Annotated in this window: 20 protein-coding genes; 14 read left to right on the top strand and 6 right to left on the bottom strand. The window is 44.0% G+C overall.

The window, feature by feature from the left end:
* Positions 1–5: 5 nt before the first annotated feature.
* Positions 6–1,184, bottom strand: a complete 1,179-nt coding sequence (locus tag DBR43_RS00415) for an aminotransferase class I/II-fold pyridoxal phosphate-dependent enzyme (RefSeq protein ID WP_124576843.1) — start codon at positions 1,182–1,184, stop codon at positions 6–8.
* A 54-nt stretch (positions 1,185–1,238) separates the two neighbouring features.
* On the opposite strand from DBR43_RS00415, the gene DBR43_RS00410 reads away from it, so the two are divergent.
* Entirely contained in the window at positions 1,239–1,856 is a 618-nt protein-coding gene (locus DBR43_RS00410) for a phosphatase PAP2 family protein (RefSeq protein WP_124576840.1), read from the top strand.
* Positions 1,857–1,935: 79 nt separating this feature from the next.
* Here DBR43_RS00410 and DBR43_RS00405 read toward each other — a convergent pair whose 3' ends face one another.
* On the bottom strand, positions 1,936–2,718 hold the full coding sequence (locus DBR43_RS00405) for a M48 family metalloprotease (protein WP_199756923.1): 783 nt from the start codon (positions 2,716–2,718) through the stop codon (positions 1,936–1,938).
* A 310-nt stretch (positions 2,719–3,028) separates the two neighbouring features.
* Here DBR43_RS00405 and DBR43_RS00400 point away from each other — a divergent pair, with 310 nt between their 5' ends.
* The 3 genes from DBR43_RS00400 to DBR43_RS00390 all read left to right on the top strand — a co-directional run bounded on the left by DBR43_RS00400 (position 3,029) and on the right by DBR43_RS00390 (position 5,127).
* Positions 3,029–3,340 (top strand): hypothetical protein, encoded by a 312-nt coding sequence (locus DBR43_RS00400; RefSeq protein WP_124576838.1) that lies wholly within the window; start codon positions 3,029–3,031, stop codon positions 3,338–3,340.
* A gap of 242 nt (positions 3,341–3,582) precedes the next feature.
* Entirely contained in the window at positions 3,583–4,497 is a 915-nt protein-coding gene (locus DBR43_RS00395; protein WP_124576836.1) for a hypothetical protein, read from the top strand.
* A 99-nt stretch (positions 4,498–4,596) separates the two neighbouring features.
* Positions 4,597–5,127 carry an OmpA family protein gene (locus DBR43_RS00390; protein WP_124576835.1) on the top strand — a complete coding sequence of 177 codons (531 nt, stop codon included), beginning with the start codon at positions 4,597–4,599 and terminating at the stop codon, positions 5,125–5,127.
* A 33-nt stretch (positions 5,128–5,160) separates the two neighbouring features.
* On the opposite strand, the gene DBR43_RS00385 is transcribed toward DBR43_RS00390, so the two are convergent.
* Positions 5,161–7,146 (bottom strand): PAS domain-containing sensor histidine kinase, encoded by a 1,986-nt coding sequence (locus DBR43_RS00385; RefSeq protein ID WP_124576833.1) that lies wholly within the window; start codon positions 7,144–7,146, stop codon positions 5,161–5,163.
* A gap of 211 nt (positions 7,147–7,357) precedes the next feature.
* On the bottom strand, positions 7,358–7,789 hold the full coding sequence (locus tag DBR43_RS00380; protein WP_124576831.1) for a DUF1842 domain-containing protein: 432 nt from the start codon (positions 7,787–7,789) through the stop codon (positions 7,358–7,360).
* Between the two features lie 158 nt (positions 7,790–7,947).
* Between DBR43_RS00380 and DBR43_RS00375 the strand changes: the two genes are divergently transcribed.
* Entirely contained in the window at positions 7,948–9,030 is a 1,083-nt protein-coding gene (locus DBR43_RS00375; RefSeq protein ID WP_124576829.1) for a calcium:proton antiporter, read from the top strand.
* A gap of 16 nt (positions 9,031–9,046) precedes the next feature.
* Here the strand turns inward: DBR43_RS00375 and DBR43_RS00370 are convergent, their stop codons facing one another.
* Positions 9,047–9,670 (bottom strand): GyrI-like domain-containing protein, encoded by a 624-nt coding sequence (locus DBR43_RS00370; protein WP_124576827.1) that lies wholly within the window; start codon positions 9,668–9,670, stop codon positions 9,047–9,049.
* Between the two features lie 95 nt (positions 9,671–9,765).
* Here DBR43_RS00370 and DBR43_RS00365 point away from each other — a divergent pair, with 95 nt between their 5' ends.
* The 9 genes from DBR43_RS00365 (at position 9,766) to DBR43_RS00325 (ending at position 17,284) form a co-directional block, all read left to right on the top strand.
* Complete coding sequence (locus tag DBR43_RS00365; protein WP_124576825.1) at positions 9,766–10,032, top strand: hypothetical protein; 267 nt, start codon at positions 9,766–9,768, stop codon at positions 10,030–10,032.
* Positions 10,033–10,294: 262 nt separating this feature from the next.
* Positions 10,295–10,537 carry a thioredoxin family protein gene (locus DBR43_RS00360; RefSeq protein WP_124576824.1) on the top strand — a complete coding sequence of 81 codons (243 nt, stop codon included), beginning with the start codon at positions 10,295–10,297 and terminating at the stop codon, positions 10,535–10,537.
* 22 nt (positions 10,538–10,559) lie between these two features.
* Positions 10,560–10,922 carry a class Ib ribonucleoside-diphosphate reductase assembly flavoprotein NrdI gene (gene nrdI / locus DBR43_RS00355; RefSeq protein ID WP_124576822.1) on the top strand — a complete coding sequence of 121 codons (363 nt, stop codon included), beginning with the start codon at positions 10,560–10,562 and terminating at the stop codon, positions 10,920–10,922.
* 4 nt (positions 10,923–10,926) lie between these two features.
* A complete protein-coding gene (nrdE, locus tag DBR43_RS00350) occupies positions 10,927–13,017 on the top strand; it encodes a class 1b ribonucleoside-diphosphate reductase subunit alpha (protein WP_124576820.1) in 2,091 nt (696 codons plus the stop codon).
* Between the two features lie 36 nt (positions 13,018–13,053).
* Complete coding sequence (nrdF, locus tag DBR43_RS00345) at positions 13,054–14,037, top strand: class 1b ribonucleoside-diphosphate reductase subunit beta (protein ID WP_124576818.1); 984 nt, start codon at positions 13,054–13,056, stop codon at positions 14,035–14,037.
* Positions 14,038–14,228: 191 nt separating this feature from the next.
* Positions 14,229–15,107, top strand: a complete 879-nt coding sequence (locus tag DBR43_RS00340) for a universal stress protein (RefSeq protein ID WP_124576816.1) — start codon at positions 14,229–14,231, stop codon at positions 15,105–15,107.
* 115 nt (positions 15,108–15,222) lie between these two features.
* On the top strand, positions 15,223–15,888 hold the full coding sequence (locus tag DBR43_RS00335; RefSeq protein WP_124576815.1) for a PAS domain S-box protein: 666 nt from the start codon (positions 15,223–15,225) through the stop codon (positions 15,886–15,888).
* Positions 15,885–16,646, top strand: a complete 762-nt coding sequence (locus DBR43_RS00330) for a metallophosphoesterase family protein (protein WP_124576813.1) — start codon at positions 15,885–15,887, stop codon at positions 16,644–16,646. The genes DBR43_RS00335 and DBR43_RS00330 overlap by 4 nt, the downstream gene beginning before the upstream one ends.
* Before the next feature lie 299 nt (positions 16,647–16,945).
* A complete protein-coding gene (locus DBR43_RS00325; protein WP_124576810.1) occupies positions 16,946–17,284 on the top strand; it encodes a hypothetical protein in 339 nt (112 codons plus the stop codon).
* A 21-nt stretch (positions 17,285–17,305) separates the two neighbouring features.
* Here DBR43_RS00325 and DBR43_RS00320 read toward each other — a convergent pair whose 3' ends face one another.
* Positions 17,306–18,145, bottom strand: coding sequence for a helix-turn-helix domain-containing protein (locus DBR43_RS00320; protein WP_124576808.1), 840 nt, complete (start codon positions 18,143–18,145; stop codon positions 17,306–17,308).
* Positions 18,146–18,200 lie beyond the last annotated feature (55 nt).

Raw genomic sequence — 18,200 nt, 5'->3', positions numbered from 1 at the left:
CGCGGTTAAGGGAGTTTTTCTTTGATTAAGGCGCCTAGTTTCAGGCGCTCGGCAGGGCTCATGGAAATGTCCATCGGGAGATACACGAGTTTTGTTAAGGAAAGCTCCCCGCTTTTTTCAGCAGGAGTTGCTGTTGAAGCCGGAAGCCTGACCAGGCTGGATGCTTTTGAACTTGCATCGTAACCGTTTGCACGAAGGTGCCTGATCATTTCTTCGGGATGCTGACACTGGATGGGAATCACCCAATTGGTGTTTTTCTGGTTTAAGTGACCGATTTGTATGCCGGCAGGAAGCCCGTTCATGACCTCAGTGAAAAGCTTTTTCCTTAAATAGACATCTGCGATTTTAAAAGCCTTTAACCGGCGTTCCATCAGTCGCTGATTTGGCACAGATGGCCTGTACCTGATTTTCTTTAAGGGGTCATTTCCGGGAAACCCCCTCGTGAAAGAGGAGAGTACCGCATCAAAATCTTTTCCCCTGGCCATCATGATCTGATAAAAAAGCGTATAACATGCCCTGCTGCTGAGCAAGCTGATGCACATGGCCTTGCAAAGTTTTTTTAGATAAGGGCTGATGCGCTGTTTTGGCAGGCCCGCGTTTAGTGCCTCTACTTTGTTATAGAGCTCCGGATCATTGAACTGCAGAACTGCCCCGCTGATGGCGGTATTGGTTTTGATCATGCCAAAGCTAAACATCAAAACCTTTGATTCCGGATGTCCCTGGTAACCTGCGCCCTGGAAAGCCTGTGCACAATCTTCAATGAGTACCAGCTGTTTTTCCTTCGCAATTTTCGCGATCTCATCCAGGGGTGTAATTCCGCCGAAGAGGTGTGCAATCAGAATGGCTTTGCTGGCAGGGCTCAGCGCTGCCGCTACCTGTTCCGCATCTACCTCCAGGGTATCTTTGTTGACCGGGATAGGGATGGCACGCAGCTGATGTGCCGAGATGATGTTAAACATATCCGGAATGTTGATGTCGCTGACCAGAATTTCAGTGCCCGGAGGAAAATTTAAAGCCCTGAGGGTAAGGTCGAGCCCGGTTCTGACCGATAAGGTCATCAGTTGATTCGTTGCTGTTGTGCTGCTATGATGCAGCTGTTTCGAAAAAAAATAGCCCGAAATACAGTACCTGATGCCTGCAAAAATATCGGAGAATGGAATGTCTAATTTACCTCTCGGAATCATTTTCTAGTTTTGAAGCAAAGTAGTTTTAAATAAAATAAAATGTAAATTTACAGCATGAGAACCAGAAGAATCGTATTTATTAAGTATATATTACTATTTCAGTTGAGTTTATCGTTTGCCTTGTCTGCTCCTGTTTTTGGACAGAACGCAATGCAGCGGCTGGATGATAAAATTCTGATCAACCTTTCTGAACACAGAACAGAGCAGCGCACCGGTTTCTTTATGTTTCTTTCCAAGAACAATGATGTGGTAAATATAGGTGTTCCCGTGGCCCTGCTGGCTGGCGGAGTGATCACAAATGATAAGGAAATGAGACAAAACGCATTATATGTGGCCAGCGCCTCTGCGGTAAACGTACTCGCCACACTTTTTCTTAAGAAAGTCATTAAGCGGCCGAGGCCATTTAACGGACTCGTTAAGATCAATGCGGTATACCAGCCTTCACATTACTCTTTCCCATCAGGACATACCTCTACGGCTTTTACGACCGCTACTGCTTTATCCAATGCTTATCCTAAGTGGTATGTGATTGCCCCGGCTTATTTATGGGCAAGTTCGGTTGGTTTCTCCCGTCTGTATCTGGGCGTGCATTATCCCACAGATGTGGCTGCAGGTGCCTTGCTGGGAACCGGAAGTGCATTCTCCATGGGATTTATACGACCTAATAAATAAAGATTTCTATAGACAAAAAGGGCAGCATCCCATCAGGTGCTGCCCTTTTTTTTTGCATTCATGAGCCCGGAGGCCCGGTTTATTTTCCTTTTGCTAAACCATCTTTTTTAGCTTTTTTCTCTACTTCTTCTGCACGGGCGCCACTATCCGGATGTGAGCTCATCATCTTTTGCATGGTACTTTTCTTATCACCACTGCCTAAAGCCTGTAGCTTTTTGAATGCACTGGCCATTGCCATAACGTCGTAATTGTGTTTTTTAAGAAAGTCATAACCGAAGTTATCTGCTTCTGACTCCTGCTTGCGACTATAGCTGGATTCCAGGATCGCATTTGCCAGGTCGCCAAGCTGACTTTGAGATAAGGTGTTTACTGCTCCCGACTGAGAAGAGGCGGCATCAGAAATTGCAGCACGCTTATAAGCCGCACGCATGGCATCACGACTGTCGTGATTCTTAACATGACCTATTTCGTGTCCAATAATGGCCAGTAATTCCTGATCGGTCATTTTGTCCATCAGGGCTGAAAATACACGTACACTTCCGTCAGCACAGGCAAAAGCATTGATGTCAACTACTTTATATACTTTGTAATTCAGGCTTAATCCGTCCTCGTTTTTGTGTTTGTCGAAAATTTTGTTCAGTCTGATCGTGTAAGGATCCTGAGGACCGGCAACAGTATTGTGTTCGTCCATCCAGTCTACCGCCTCTTTGGCCAGTTTCGCCGCTTCCGCATCACTGAAAGTAGCTGCTTTAACGCCTTTTCCGACCGCGCCGATTGCTTTGCTGTTTAACTTAAATTGCGCAGAGGCCGTACCGAGCGTGGCAGCCAGTACCAGGCCGGTAAGCATTGTTTTCTTCATCATAGGTTTTGTTTTTGTTTGTAATTATTTATTAGCGCAAATATCAGTCCTTAATTTGTTTTTAAATAAATAATCGATCATGTTGTGTGGTTTTTTGCCTGATTTTATCTTAATGTATAAAAAAATGTTTCTTTGGTTCTGCAGGAAGACGGTTTCCTGCGGAGGAGAATAAATAGATCCGAAAAACTTTAGCAGGACTTTTTTAAGTTGTTTAGATTAGTTGTGTTTGCTAATATTTGTAGTATTTCAAATTATAGGCATGATTTATGATTTGTCGTTAATTGTAGATACGATCCCAGATTGAACCAGCGATATGACCATAACCGTAGTCCCAATTATAGAGCCGGATATTAAACCGGCAGCGCCTTTAGCTAAAGTGATGAATGAAAGACTGAGCCGTCTGGCGAAAGAACTTCAGGATGAACATCTAAAATATTTAGACCATATGGAGCCACTCTTTGAGGATGTGGTGATTTACCTTAGTTACAACAGCAAGTACACCATTCGGTGGAAGATCGTGAACGATGTTCCGGAACATGCCATCATTGAAGTGGCTGCACAGTGCGACAGGCTGGGGTATATCCGTTGGAAAACCGCTACATTAAATTCCTTCAACAGACAGTAAATACTGTTCAACTGTTTTTTCTGCAGTGATCAATGGTCTCTGAGGCTTTCCTGTACCATAAAGCGATCAGCTGATGATTGGCTGAGCAATGATGATTTGCCCTGCCTTCGCAGCCTTTGTCTGATCGCCTTGCTGTAGCGTTTTTGCTTCAGGGCATGACCATGGTATTCCGAAAAACATTCTTTTCATGAAAACACAAAAACCTTTAGGTACCTGAATGCGTTTTGTATCTAAAATCTCTCATGAAACCCTGGTATTGGCTGACGGTGATTTATATTTTAAGTATAGACATAGCTGCCGCACAGGTCAGACAGCAGGCCAATGTCAATTTTATTCAGCTCTATAAAGAAAATTCGGAGCTTTCCTATACCGCTCCGAAAGGGGAGATCGGGGCACCTGATAAATACATCATCAACGGAAAACTGACTTCTACTTATATGGTGGTCGCGAGTCCTGAATTGCCTGTTGCTTTTGCCGTACACCCTGATTTTACGGTGCGGGTAAGGGAGGAGCAGTCTTCGGGCGTCCGGACACCCAGTTTCCGGCTCGGTGGAATTTTATATTTTCGCCTGAACCGCAGGGTGGAGGATTATCAATATGCGACCCTGCGCTATCAGCACCATTCCAACGGACAAGATGATGCAGCCTTAAATCCAGATGGCAGCGTGAATACCAGGACTGGTAATTTCAGTACCAATGCGCTCCTGATCAGCTATAACTTTGGCAATAGTATTCCCGGGTTAAACGGTCGTCACGACCTGAGTTTAAACCATGAAGCCGGACTGGAATGGCATAAATGGTTCAATTACGAGAAGATCCTTAGGGGCAGTTATGGTTTTACCAGGGTGTTCTATAACTTTTCTTTGCGGGGATATCGTCCTTTAAAGGAGGTCTGGCGACTAAACGCAGGTGTAAATTATGCCCTGAACAGGATGGATGACTACGCTTTCTGGGCCTTGAAGAAAAGATTAAATGCCGAGCTTTCTTTCCATTATAGTTTCCCTTTTATGGACAATGTCTTTCTCATGGCGGCGGCTGGTTATTATGGGGAAGATCCTTATAACATCTATTACAGAGATAAATACGCCTACCTCCGTTTCGGAATTTCCACAGGAATTTTGCGGGGGCCTTCCAGGAATTTATCGGCTCCGCATTGAAGCCCTTTTATTGCGGCTCGCACTATTTACGTAACTAATCCGTTTTAATGTTTAATCATCTGATAAAAATTTCTATTTTTAACAAACACAAAAACATAAATGAAAATTCTAAGAACCCGTACACTGATCGTCGCGATTGGGCTATTGACCCTTTCGATGCAGGCTTGTAAAACGAAAAAATTAGTCGCAAAGCCTACAGCTCCGGTAGAGACAAAAGCTCCTCCCGTAGTAGAAAAACAACCTGAAAAAGCGCCTGTAGAAGAGAAAGCTACTCCGGCTCCTGAAGAAAAAGCAAGCTTTACCTTTAGCAATGTCCAGTTTGAGTTTAACTCTGATGTCCTGAAAACTGCTTCTTTTGAAATTCTGGACCAGGTAGTCAGAGAAATGAAAAAGGAACCAGGCGTAAAGCTGACTTTAAATGGTCATTCTTCTGCTGAAGGTACACCTGCACACAACATGTCCCTATCTGTAGACAGGGCAAATTCTGTAAAATCTTATCTGGTAAATGCCGGCATCAATGGTGGTAACCTGTTGATCAAAGGCTTTGGTGCAACAAAACCGGCTACGCCGAACACCTCAGAAGAAGGAAAGGCTTTAAACCGTCGTGTAGAATTTAAAGTAAATCCATAATCGTATAAAAAATAATAAGGGCAGGAGAGTGGATTAAGGGGCCAGCGGAAGACTAAAGTAAAAAGTTGAGCCTACACCGATTTCACTCTCCACCCATATTTTGCCGCTATGGTGCAGCAAAATTTCGGCACAAAGGTAGAGACCGATGCCAAATCCTGAAATGTTTTGCGTGTGCTTGGTTTCCACCCTGTAGAAACGTTCAAACAGCTTCTCAATCGCCTGTGGCTTAATTCCCATCCCTTCGTCTTTTACGCTTACCTCCACCATTCCTTCATGAACCTCACAGTTGACTTCGATCTTTTTGCCTTTTGGCGAATACTTGATGGCATTGCTCAATAAATTGGAAACGACAGAACCAATCTTTTCACGGTCTGCATAAATGCTGACCGGATTGCACGGCGATAAAGTAAGGCTATGGTGTTGTAAGGTCGGTCTGGTCTCCTCAATAATTTCTGCGATCAGCTGGTCCAGGTCGAAAACCTGCATGTCCAGGTGGATCTTTCCCGATTCCAGGCGGGAGATGTTCAGGAATCCATTGATCATGGTGCTCATCTTTTTCACCTGCAGGTGTGCTTTTTCCAAAGAGGTTAAGGTAAAGACATCTTCCGTTTTCTTCATCCTTGCGATCAGGAGCTGCAGGTAGCCGTTCAGGGAAGTCAGCGGTGTTTTCAGCTCATGGCTCACCATGCCTATAAAGTCATTTTTGCGCATTTCATCTCGCTTTTGCTCGGTGATGTCGAGTGTCAGGCCTGAAAAATGAGCAGTATGTCCGACAGTCGGAGGGTAGAGTTTCCCCAGGGCCCTGACCCACCTGAGCGTCTGGTCGTGGTGTCCGATAACCGGATGCTCAATGCTATAGCTTTCTCCGCTTGCGATGGCCTGCTCTACAGCAAGCCGCACCTTATTTCTGTGTTCCTCAGGAATCTGACTGATCACCGCATCATAGGAAACTTCCTCATGAGGATAGTATCCATACAACTCTTTCATCCTGGAAGATGCAATAAAATCTCTCGTATTTACATCCATATACCAGGTGCCTACATTGGCTGCTTCGATGGATAAACGCAGCATTTCTTCTGCCTGTTCTACCTTTTTCCTGGTAATGACCTGTTCTGTGATGATATTGGCGATGAGCACGATTCCGGTCGTTTCTCCATCTGCATTTTTTAAGGGTTGATACACAAAATTGGAATAGACCTCTTCCAGTTTATGGTTTTGCTCCAGAATGGCCTTAACTTCATTTCCATGAAAGGGCTTTCCTGTGGTAAATACCGTGTTCATGATCTGAAGGAAGGGCTGGTCTTTTAACTCGGGGATCGCAATATGGAGTGGCTTTCCGATCACTTCCTCCGTTTTGCCCCAAACTTCCAGCACCTTTTTATTGGCCGCTTCAATGAGTAGTTCTTTGCCCGAAAACAGGGCAATGGCTACCGGTGCATCGGCCAGCATATACCTCAATCTGGATTCACTTGCGGCAAGCTCAGTCACGGTCTTTTCCATTTTTTGTAAAGTATTCACCTTTTCTGTCGTTTCCGAACAGATCACGAGAACACCTCCGGGCTTACCCGGGCCATCATTAACTTTACTATAACTAAAAGTCCAGTAGACATCCTCCAGCCGGTTATTGCGGTAAATAGGGATGAGCTGATCTTCGCTCCAGGTAGAGGGGCCACCGGAAAGGACCTGATCGATTAAAGGTTTAATGACCGGCCAGATCTCCGGCCAGCATTCTTCGCCATGCTGGCCCAGTGCTTTTGGATGTTTACCATCATTGCCCAGACTCGGGCGGTAAGCATCGTTATAGAACTGGATCAATTCGGTTCCCCACCATAAAAACATGGGAAAGCGGGACTTTAGCATAATGCTGATGGTGGTCAGCAAACTTTGAGACCAATGCTCCGGAGGGCCCAATACCGTTTTAGACCAGTCGTAGGAACGGGTAAGGGCACCCATTTCACCGCCGCCATCAAAATAGGTCTGCTGAAATGTTTGAGTAGGGGTCTCTGGAGATGGCTGCATATACTAAGATCTGAAAGAAAACTTAAATATAATATTATTCTGTGTTTTCTTTACAGAGTTGATTCCGGTCCATGCTTTTTGTACGCTTTTAAACTGCTCCGGTTGAGCTGTGGGACTGCCGGTAGAAATCCCCGTTTTAAGCATAGGAAAACTATCCGGCAAGGGGGGAAGCCAGATAGTTTAAAATATAAGTACTAATGTATTCGGGTGATTAATAGAAAGAGAACGAATAATCCTGGGCCTTGAATTCAGTCCTGACAAACAGTACACTGGATACCGTTGCATTTCTGATTATTTTTGCCGGATTTGCCTGATACTGGTAACTGGCAATTCCGGTGGTCCATTCATTATTCATTTCCATTTCAAGACTGAACAGGTCATCATTGCCTTTATCTGCAAAGGCATTTCCTTTGAGGCTGATCAGTATTCCTGTAGAATGCAGCAGGGGTTTATAAGTTCCATGGATTTTGAAGCTGAGATTTGACTCTCTACCCAATTCCTTTATGGTCAGGTTGGCGGTTCCCGAAAGGGAGCCAGCGCTGTTTTTTGTCAGGCTCAGCTGAAGTATGGGCTGAAATAAGCCCTCACTGAGAATCCTGAAGTTTAAGCTGCCATTGGCAGCGTGAATTGATTTTGATAACATTTTGAATGAGCGTTTTTAATGTTACTAAGTTAAAGGACCCGGATTGCCGTGTTGCGCGCGGAAATACCCGAATGAATAAACAGGTATAAATACCCCCTTTTTTAGATTAGTTAAAACTAAAGCTAGGTTTAACCGTTGTAAATTTATATATTATTTTCATGAAACAAAAGCTACCTCTTCCACTTTGGACCATTGCTGCACCCATTATAGCCTGGGTTGCCTATTTTGGTATGTCCCTTGACCTGGGTAATCTTTATGCGATAGTCCTTGCTGCAGCGCTGATAGGCGGTGTTTTAGCCGCTGTTCACCATGCTGAAGTAGTGGCACATCAGGTAGGCGAACCTTATGGAACTTTATTATTGGCACTGGCAATTACAGTGATTGAAGTTGCATTAATTGTGTCCCTTATGCTGACCGGTGGTCCGGATACGGCCGCTCTTGCCCGGGATACGGTGCTGGCAGCAGTGATGATCATCCTGACCGGGATTATCGGCATGTGCCTGTTGGTGGGCGGTGCAAGGTTTAAAGAGCAGGTTTTCAGTTTACAGGGCGTGAGTGCGGCCCTGGTTACACTAACCGCAATTATGGTATTGACCTTAATCCTCCCTAATTATACCACTAGTATACAAGGCCCTGAATATAGCCCGGTCCAGCTGGGATTTGTTGCCATTATTTCCCTCGTTTTATACGGAACTTTTGTATTGGTACAGGCGGTGAGGCACCGCGATTTCTTTCTTCCGCCGGAAGCGGATGGAAATGAAGACATCCATGCGGATCCGCCGGGAAAAAAAGTGGCCCTCCTGAGTACTTTGCTGCTGCTGGTGTGTCTGGGTGTAGTGGTTTTGCTCGCAAAAGCATTGGCACCGGACATTGAAAATGCAGTATTGAAGGCCGGAGCCCCTAAATCTTTGGTAGGTGTCATCATTGCGGCAGTGGTATTGCTGCCGGAAGGACTTGCCGCTTACAGGGCCGCCAGAAAGAACCGTCTGCAGACGAGCCTTAACCTGGCCCTGGGTTCTGCACTGGCAAGTATCGGCCTGACCATTCCCGCAGTCGCGATCGTTTCCATGGTTACCGGAATGACGATCACGCTGGGCATAGACATGAAGTCAACGGTGTTGCTGCTGCTTTCTCAGTTTACCATCATGCTTTCACTCGCCACAGGGCGGACCAATATCCTTCAGGGGGTAGTACTGCTGGTGATTTTTGCAGTGTACCTCTTCACGATTGTAGCACCCTGATGTGGCAGTAAATGATTTACTTTACCGGCTCCCTTAAAATGGTTCTTAATTTTTCGGGCGCTGTTTTCCGAAAGTCAGAAAGGTAGATCTCATGGTGAAGCCCGTTTCTCTGCAATTCATGTTTTTGGATGAACTCCATCATTTTTTGCAAGGTTTCCGGTTCATTGGCAAAAGGGCCGGTATGGAGCATCTGAACCGACTTCCCCTCGTTCATTTGGAACAGGGTTATTTCCTTTACGGGCAATAATTGTTTTTTATCCAGCACTTGCAGGATGGCAAGGTCCAGCTGTTCGGCGGTAACAAATTCCGGCATCCGGATCATCGTCCTGTAATGCCATTCTGAACGGGGGACTTTGAGCGAGGCCTCTGTCATGCTCAAATGCGCGTATTTACTTTCGTCAAAGCTCCAGAGCCCTTCCAGTTTTGCTACGGTAAAGTCTTTGCCCAGCGTTTTGCAGCTGAACTTAACTGCATAGGCAACGGAATACAAAGCCTGTAATTTATCTGCATAGGGCTGACCGGATGGGTCTCCGATCCCTTCGATGGATAAAAAGGAGGCTGCGGGAATGTGGACCAGCTCCGGCTGATTGCCGGCGGTATAATAGGCTTTATATGCTTTTGTTAAATCTAATTTTTCCATTTTTCTCTGTTTTGGCAGCCTAAGGTATCCGGGGAAACTGACAACCCTATGGCAGTCTGCCTGAAAAAACTGATATTATATGTAGATTTACCCCCATGAAAAAGGAAACCATCGCAGGATATGTAGAGTTTGATGCCATTATTCTTAAAGACTGGATCGCTAATGGCGTGAATTATATCAAACTTGTCAACCTGAACCTGAGGGGTTCCATCGAGGCTTTCGAATTGATTCCCAATTCTGAAATGCCGGAAACCGGGGACCTCATCCACCACATTCTTTCTGAAGATGTGGAAGACCTTTTGGAGAAAATGGAAAAGATAAAATTTTTAGTCCACGAGATCTATCTGGAAGAAATAGACTAAGAAAAATCACCATGGTTAGCACTTCAGATTCTCCTGATGTTGCTGCTTTTTTTCTCAATATTCTTTATACTAACCGCTTACAAAACACCTTGTACTAAGTGTACTTATTTTAGCTGTTTTTTCAGTAAAGAATCTGTCATAAATTATCCACAGTTTTCCACCGGTGTTGATAACGTTTAGAATTGATCTAAACAATATTTTGCACATTTGAACTCCGATAAAACCTCCTCTGGAGGCCTGAAATAACATTAATTCCTACGATATGAATACTAAAAGAATACTCAAATTCGAAAAAGACGATTGCAGCCCATGTAATATGGTTTCTGAATATCTGGACAGAAAAGGGGTGGTTTATGAAACCATCAACCCTTTCAATCAGCCCGAACTGGCGATGCAATTCAGGGTGCGTTCAGTGCCTACGGTGATCCTGTTGGAACAGGAGCAGGAGCTTTCCAGAGTGATTGGTTTTAAGCCGGAAGAGTTGTCTGCATTGGCAGCAGTTTAAAACTGATTTTACTGGCTGGCGCATGACCTGGATTTATTACGATAGCAAGACCGGCAATGTAGAGCGTTTTGTAAACCGCCTGAAGCAGCACCGCGACTGGAAGATTCAAAAGATTGATCAGGTTTCTTTACCGATGGAGGAAGGGCACCTGATTACTTATACCACTGGATTTGGAGAAGTGCCTGTTTCGACGATGCGCTTTCTCGAAGAAAACAGCGGTTCGATCAAATCCATCTCTTCCAGCGGAAATAAAAACTGGGGCCCCAATTATGCACTGGCCGCAAAAAAGATCTCTGCACTTTTTAAACTGCCGGTACTCCTGCAGTTTGAGCTTTCCGGTACCGGAGAGGACATTCAAAAATTTATAGAAAATATAGAAGGCTAAAGATATGGTAACTAAAAAATGGATCTTGTTGAACAATGAGATCATGGTTAAAAACGACGACGAATTCAGCCTCCACAAAGATAAAGAAGCCGTTCGTTCTTATTTCCTGGATTACGTAAACAAAAACACGGTTTTCTTTTATACGTTAAAAGAAAAAATCGATTACCTCATTGAACAGGAATACTACATAGATTTTTATCAGTGGTATAGTTTTGAGCAGATGGAAGAAGTTTATGACCTGGTTTATGCGAAGAAATTCAGGTTTCAGTCTTTCATGAGTGCCTTTAAGTTCTTCCAGAGCTATGCTTTAAGAGACGATAGCGGAGAGAAATTCCTGGAACGTTATGAAGACCGTGTGGTTGCAGTATCCCTGTTCCTGGGTCGTGGGGATGTACCTCAGGCCAAACAATATGCAGAAATGCTGATCAATCAGGAGTATCAGCCTGCAACACCTACTTTCCTGAACTCCGGTAAAAAGCGTTCCGGAGAACTTGTTTCCTGTTTCCTTGATGAAATCGGCGACAACCTTAACGGGATCGGTTATGCGATTGATTCAGCGATGAAGCTTTCTTCGATCGGTGGTGGTGTTTCTTTTAACATCTCTAAAGTCCGTGCCAGGGGAGAGTCCATTAAAGATGTGGAAGGACGCGCAGGAGGGGTATTGCCGATTATGAAAATTCTGGAAGATACCTTCTCTTATGCGAATCAATTGGGACAACGTCCGGGAGCGGGAGCGGTTTACCTGAACGTTTTTCATACCGATATTGAAGAGTTTCTGGACTGCAAAAAGATCAACGTAGATGAAAAAGTAAGGATCAAATCCCTGTCTATCGGGGTGATCGTTCCGGATAAGTTTATGGAGCTTGCAGAAAAGGATGAGGCCTGCTATTTGTTTTACCCGCATACGGTGTATAAGCAATATGGCAAATACCTGGATGAACTGGACATGGACGAGATGTACGAAGAGCTGGTGACCAATCCTTTAGTGAAGAAAAAGAAAATCAATGCCCGTCACCTGATGGTGAAAATCGCGCAGACCCAAAAAGAGAGCGGTTATCCTTACCTGTTCTTTAAAGGCAATGCGAATAAAGGCCATGCGCTGAAAGAGATTGGAAACATTAAGTTCTCCAACCTTTGTACAGAGATCATGCAGGTGTCTGAGGTTTCCGACATTGAGATTTACGGAAAAGAAGACCAGATCCGTTACGGAATTTCCTGTAACCTGGGTTCACTCAATATTGCTACGGTAATGGAGAATAAAAGGGTGAAAGAAGCGGTTTCTACCGCCATGCGCTCCCTGACCATTGTTTCTGATATCACCAATATTGCAATGGTACCTTCCGTACAGAAAGCAAATAAGGAATTGCACAGCGTGGGACTTGGTGCCATGAACTTACATGGTTTCCTGACCAAGAATTTCATCATGTATGAAAGTAAAGAAGCACTGGATTTCTGTAATGTTTTCTTTATGATGGTCAATTTCTACTCTATTCAGAGTTCTATGGAGATTGCCCGCGAAAGAAAAGAAACCTTTGTCGGTTTCGCGGAATCAGAATATGCAAATGGAAACTATTTTGCGCAATACCTGAGCAAAGACATCGCTCCGGTGAATGATAAAATAGCTGCTTTATTTGAAGGAATGGAGATTCCTACAGTGGCAGACTGGACGGCTTTGATGAACGAAGTGAAAGTACATGGTTTGTACCATGCCTACAGACTTGCCATTGCACCTAACCAGTCTACTTCTTACATCATGAATGCCACTGCTTCTGTGATGCCGGTAGTAGATGTGATCGAGGTGAGGGAGTATGGGGACAGTACTACTTATTATCCGATGCCTTACCTGGATAACGATAATTATTTCTTCTATAAATCTGCCTATGATATGGACCAGAAGAATGTGTTGAGACTGATCTCGGTTATTCAGAAACACGTAGATCAGGGGATTTCCACCATTTTACATACCAATACCAAGGACAGTACCCGTGACATCGCCAAGTATTATATCTATGCGCATAAAATGGGCCTTAAATCCTTATACTATACCCGGACGCGGAAAGCTTCCATTGATGAATGTGTGTCCTGCTCGGTTTAGTCCTCAGGAAAATCAATTACCTTATTAATAATATAGATGAATCAATATAAAGCAGTAAACTGGAATACCCCTGAGAACGACTATGCCGGCATGTTTTGGGAGCAGAACTTACGTCAGTTTTGGGTAGATACCGAATATATTCCTTCTAAAGACATTGACAGCTGGAAGTCTTTGACTCCTGAAATTCAACAGGCTTATAAAAGGGCACTGGGCGGTTTGACCTTACTGGATACGCTGCAAAGTCATACCGGAATGCCTAAGTTGCTGGACCATATCGATGGGCTGCAAAATAAAGCGGTCTTGTCCTTTATGTGTATGATGGAGGCCATCCATGCCAAGTCGTATTCTACGATCTTTACTACGGTAAACAGTACTGCAGAGATCAATGAATTGTTTGAATGGGTGGAAAGCAATAAACTGTTACAGTTCAAAGCAGCCACCATAGATAAGTATTACAGAAACCTGGATGCGAATAAGGTAAGCAATGAAACGTTGTTTATGGGACTGGCGGCATCGGTATTGCTGGAATCTTTCCTTTTTTACAGTGGTTTCTTTATGCCTTTATGGTTAGCCGGACAAGGACAGATGGTGGCCAGTGCAGACATCATCAAAAAAATCGTGGCTGATGAATCTATCCATGGTGTTTTTGTAGGTTTACTTGCCCAGGATGTTTACAAAAAGCTTCCTAATCCGGAGAAATGTAAGGAAGAGCTCGTGAAATTGCTGATGGAACTTTATGAAAATGAATTAAAGTATACAGATGAATTATATACAGAAGTAGGACTTACTGCGGATGTAAAGGAATATGTGCGTTACAATGCAAATAAGGCAATGATGAACTTAGGTTTTGAGGAATTATTTGAAGTAAAAGCGGTCAATTCCATTGTCTTAAATGGTTTAAATGTAGACACGACACAACATGATTTCTTCTCCAAGAAATCGACGAACTACGAAAAAAGTATGGAGGTCGTTTACCTGAGGGATGAAGATTTTCAGGTGGAAGCAGAACCCGTATTTTAAGGCAGATCAATTACAGGCCATAATCCCGTTTTTATTCCTCTTTTTTGGAATAGAAACGGGATTTTTTGTAGAATAGAAACAGGTTTTTTTTGTGTTCAGTATGCTTGTGATCAGGGTTTAAAGTGATGAAGATCATTCTTTTAGGTTGGTTTAATGCGGATCTTTAGGTCTCATTATTAAAACATATTGTGATGAAAACGATACTGATCCCGACCGATTTTTCTGCTGCAGCGAACAATGCTGCCCGTTATGCTTTCCAGCTTGGAAAAAGTATAAAAGCAAGTCTGAAATTATGTTATGCAGTGAGCTTGCCTGTGGATGCATCCATGGGACATCAGGTGGCCTGGCCTTTAATGGATTACTCAAGTCTTCAGCAGGACGGGAACGAGGAGTTAAGAAAGTTGTCTCTGGAGCTGGAAGCCGGGAATGGCATGGTACTCCCTGTGGAGGCGGAGCATCCTCCGGTTCATTATGCGGCAGAAATTGGCCTCCTGACCGAAGTGGTAAAACAAGAGGTGAAGAAGGAGAAAGCCAATTTCGTGGTAATGGGAACTTCCGGATCGGGAGCATTAAGTCGTTTTTTCCTGGGCAGCAGCAGCAGGGAGCTCATGGACCATGCAGATTTCCCCATTCTGCTCGTTCCACCCGGGGTAGAATTCAAGCGAATAGAAAAGATTGCTTTTGCCACCGATCTGAGCGAAGGGGATATCCCATTGATCCATTCCCTGAGTCTTTTTGCAAGGCACTTTAATGCAGAAATTCTCATTGTTCATGTGAGTCCGGCCGGTTTTGATTCCGATGTTCATCAGGATAAAATCGATGCTTTTCTAACTGAGGTGACCTGTAAGGTCAACTATCCGAAAATTTACTATCGCCATGTTAAAGATATGGGTGTGGATGAAGGCCTGAGCTGGTTAACCCGGCATGTGGCTATTGATTTGCTGGCGATGGTCCACCGCAGGCATCATTTCATGCAGCGTATATTTGAAGGTAGCCGGACCAAAAAAATGGCCGGCCACCTAAAGCTCCCCCTGCTTGTATTTCCTTCGGAAGGTCCGGTTTTCCTTTAAACGCTTTTAGAAACCAAAAATTGAATTCTTAAGGAAAGATAAGGCTGAATTCTGTAGCAATCTTGTAGTAATCTATTTTTTTATCGCCTAAAACGACCATAAAATGTAGCTTTGCATGCTTATGGGCATATTTACGACGGGAATTGAGGATACAGGGGGAAGCTCAGAGGAGAAATTACTACCGCTTTTAATTGCTTATCAGCAGGCGGTCGATACCAGTATAATTTCCTCTATTACAGATACCAAAGGGACGATCATTCATGTGAACATGAAATTCTGTGAGGTGTCTAAGTTCAGCGCTGAGGAGCTGATCGGAGAAAACCACCGGATTGTCAATTCCGGTTACCATCCTAAAGAATTCCTGAAAAATATGTGGAAGACGATTGGTGAGGGCAGGGTATGGCATGGTGAAATCAAGAACAAGGCCAAAGACGGCTCTTTCTATTGGGTGGATAGTGTGATCGTTCCAATCAAGGACCTGAAAGGAAAACCTGTTCAGTACCTTTCTTTAAGAACATTGATTTCTGAGCGTAAAGCAAAGGAAGAGAAAGGGAGGGAGGAACAAATCAGGGCGATGGAAGAGATGCTTTACAAGATTTCTCATGAAGTGAGGCAACCCGTGGTTCAGATTCTGGGCTTGTCTGATCTGTTTGAGCACCATATTGACGCTGAGGAAGACCTGAAAATGACCATAAGCGGAATTAAGCGTTCCGCGATTCTGCTCGATAACTATACGAGGGAACTTGCGGGATTTGTACATAAGATCAGGAATGAACAATGAGAATAGCGGTTACTAGTGATATTCACGGGAATTTACCGGCCCTGAAAGCGGTTCTGGATGATATTGATTTGTTTTCCGCAGAGGCAATTTACTGCCTGGGCGATTTAACGGATGGTGCACCATGGAACAATGAAGTGGTTGAACTGATCCGGAGCAGGGCAATTCCAACTGTTATGGGAAATCACGATGAACGCATTGCCTTTGACCATCCTGTATTTGCATTGAGTAAACATAGTAAAGAGGAACAGGAGGCGAGGTTAAATACAATTAACCATACCAAAGCAACCCTGACTACAGCCAACAAAGAATTTCTGGCAGCTTTGCCGGCAACGATCGGGCTGACTTTTGGAAAGGTTTCCATTTTGCTGGTCCATGGAAGTGCAGAAAGCAATGAAGAATACATCTATGAACAGCATGAGGAAGCAGCATTGATAGAAATGATGGACAATCAGGGTGTCGTGTTAATGGTCTCAGGGCATACCCATCTATCTTTTATCCGGTACTTACCGGGAGATGCAGCGTTTAAAAATAAGTTGCTGATCAATGCCGGATCTGTAGGCCGGTCTAAAGAAACTGACCGCAAGGCATGTTATCTGCAGTTAACTATACCAGATGCAGTAGAAGGAAAGGGGCTGGAAGCTGTTGTTCCCCTGATTCGCAAGGTATCTTACCCAATTTCGGAAACTATTGAGGGGATCAGGAATAGCGATGTGCCTGATTTTTATGCCGGCTTCCTGGAACAATCGCCGGAGATTTAAAATCTGTTGCAGCCTGAATTTTCTGGTAAAACTCTGATATCTTTATTAAAGATCACGCAGGTACCGGATGATGAAAGTAAAATTCGGGCCGGTATCCGATAAAACTCACAATGATGCGACCTTGTTATTTTCTTTTTCTTGCTTTATGCTTAGCCGGATGTTTTGCATCCCGGAATAGCCAGTATTCGGTGAGGGTGCCCATAAGCAGGTTTACTTTCAAGCCTAATGCAGACGAAACTGTCTATCGAATGATTGATACTGCTTCATTTTACATGACAGTGGCAATAAACGGGCAACATATGATTGAATATAATGATGGTAAGTTCAGAGATGTCCGCTTGCGAAATTCAGGGCTGAAATTTTATGCGGATGGCAAGGTTGGGTCATTTAGCGATACGAATTTATCGGATCTGAGTTCCTTTGATCCTAAAAATGCAAGTATGGGCCTATATTCCTTAAGCAAAAAAGGCTTTTTTATCGCATTTGCGAGTCATTCCCCCCAGGCTGGCGTATTTATCATCAAGAAAAAAATCAGCGTAAAGGGAGATACGCTAATTGTAGATAATGGTCAATTCGAGCATAAATATTTAAGAAAAAAGCTTCCAGATCAGTTATTGGTATTCAAGCCGGACTGGTAGGGGCGAAGGGCAGTTTCTTAGCTATACTTTGTAATGGTTCCTCTTTTTGTACTCGGAAGGGTTCAATCCCTTATGCTTTTTGAATGCCCTGTTCAGGTGACTGGCATCGGTAAATCCGAATTCAAAGACGATGTCATTGATCTGCATGTCGGTGAAACGGAGGCGGGTTTCAATGAGCTTTAGCCGGTATTCTGAAATGTATTGCTGCAGGCTTTCTCCCGTTTTGCTCTTAAAGTATTCGCTGATATAGCTGGCTGAGATGTTAAAATGAGCGGCCATCTTTGCAGCCCTCAGCTGTTCGGGAAGATAGATGTGCTGGTGAATGTAGGTCAGCAATGGAATCGGATCATTTGTCGCCGGCCCCTTGAGGGAAGCCTGGGTATCCATGCTCAGGTTCCTTGCTGCCAGGGTGATGATCGTGTTGATGAGTTGTTTGATGACTTCCTCATTTTGTGGCCCTGGATCTTCCTGTTCCCTGATTAATGCCTCTGCCATTGCCCTGACTAGGGGCTTATCGGAAATGTTGTTTAAAATACATCCCGGCAGGTGGTTATGGCTGTGAAACAGGAATTCAAGTTTTTGAATCCATTCCTTGCTCAGGCTTTTCAAATAACTTTCATTAAAACGGATCACAAAGAAACGGGTAGGGGAATGAATTTCAAAGCCGTGGGTATCCTGAGGAAAGATCAGGAATAACTTATTGGCACTATAAGGCAATTTATGGCTGTTGATGCTTTGGATTCCCTTTCCATCAAGGATAAATACCATTTCAAAAAAAGTATTTTTATGCTCCCTGGCCGTATAGCTGGTCAATTCCAGGTATTCCAGTTCAAAGGGCTGATATAGATTTTTTATTTCCATTCCTGTAAACTTACAAATCAATCCAATGATTGTACAAGGGTTACTTGTTTATTCT

The organism is Pedobacter sp. KBW06, from assembly GCF_003852525.1.
Classification (GTDB): Bacteria; Bacteroidota; Bacteroidia; order Sphingobacteriales; family Sphingobacteriaceae; genus Pedobacter.
Note: the sequence above shows the minus strand (reverse complement) of the source record. Positions and strands in the feature narration are given on the sequence as shown.

Excerpts from the sequence above, each read along its gene's own strand:
- DBR43_RS00415 (WP_124576843.1), bottom strand. The coding sequence starts at position 1,184 with ATGATTCCGAGAGGTAAATTAGACATTCCATTCTCCGATATTTTTGCA.
- DBR43_RS00410 (WP_124576840.1), top strand. The coding sequence starts at position 1,239 with ATGAGAACCAGAAGAATCGTATTTATTAAGTATATATTACTATTTCAG.
- DBR43_RS00405 (WP_199756923.1), bottom strand. The coding sequence starts at position 2,718 with ATGATGAAGAAAACAATGCTTACCGGCCTGGTACTGGCTGCCACGCTC.
- DBR43_RS00400 (WP_124576838.1), top strand. The coding sequence starts at position 3,029 with ATGACCATAACCGTAGTCCCAATTATAGAGCCGGATATTAAACCGGCA.
- DBR43_RS00395 (WP_124576836.1), top strand. The coding sequence starts at position 3,583 with ATGAAACCCTGGTATTGGCTGACGGTGATTTATATTTTAAGTATAGAC.
- DBR43_RS00390 (WP_124576835.1), top strand. The coding sequence starts at position 4,597 with ATGAAAATTCTAAGAACCCGTACACTGATCGTCGCGATTGGGCTATTG.
- DBR43_RS00385 (WP_124576833.1), bottom strand. The coding sequence starts at position 7,146 with ATGCAGCCATCTCCAGAGACCCCTACTCAAACATTTCAGCAGACCTAT.
- DBR43_RS00380 (WP_124576831.1), bottom strand. The coding sequence starts at position 7,789 with ATGTTATCAAAATCAATTCACGCTGCCAATGGCAGCTTAAACTTCAGG.
- DBR43_RS00375 (WP_124576829.1), top strand. The coding sequence starts at position 7,948 with ATGAAACAAAAGCTACCTCTTCCACTTTGGACCATTGCTGCACCCATT.
- DBR43_RS00370 (WP_124576827.1), bottom strand. The coding sequence starts at position 9,670 with ATGGAAAAATTAGATTTAACAAAAGCATATAAAGCCTATTATACCGCC.
- DBR43_RS00365 (WP_124576825.1), top strand. The coding sequence starts at position 9,766 with ATGAAAAAGGAAACCATCGCAGGATATGTAGAGTTTGATGCCATTATT.
- DBR43_RS00360 (WP_124576824.1), top strand. The coding sequence starts at position 10,295 with ATGAATACTAAAAGAATACTCAAATTCGAAAAAGACGATTGCAGCCCA.
- nrdI (WP_124576822.1), top strand. The coding sequence starts at position 10,560 with ATGACCTGGATTTATTACGATAGCAAGACCGGCAATGTAGAGCGTTTT.
- nrdE (WP_124576820.1), top strand. The coding sequence starts at position 10,927 with ATGGTAACTAAAAAATGGATCTTGTTGAACAATGAGATCATGGTTAAA.
- nrdF (WP_124576818.1), top strand. The coding sequence starts at position 13,054 with ATGAATCAATATAAAGCAGTAAACTGGAATACCCCTGAGAACGACTAT.
- DBR43_RS00340 (WP_124576816.1), top strand. The coding sequence starts at position 14,229 with ATGAAAACGATACTGATCCCGACCGATTTTTCTGCTGCAGCGAACAAT.
- DBR43_RS00335 (WP_124576815.1), top strand. The coding sequence starts at position 15,223 with ATGCTTATGGGCATATTTACGACGGGAATTGAGGATACAGGGGGAAGC.
- DBR43_RS00330 (WP_124576813.1), top strand. The coding sequence starts at position 15,885 with ATGAGAATAGCGGTTACTAGTGATATTCACGGGAATTTACCGGCCCTG.
- DBR43_RS00325 (WP_124576810.1), top strand. The coding sequence starts at position 16,946 with ATGATTGAATATAATGATGGTAAGTTCAGAGATGTCCGCTTGCGAAAT.
- DBR43_RS00320 (WP_124576808.1), bottom strand. The coding sequence starts at position 18,145 with ATGGAAATAAAAAATCTATATCAGCCCTTTGAACTGGAATACCTGGAA.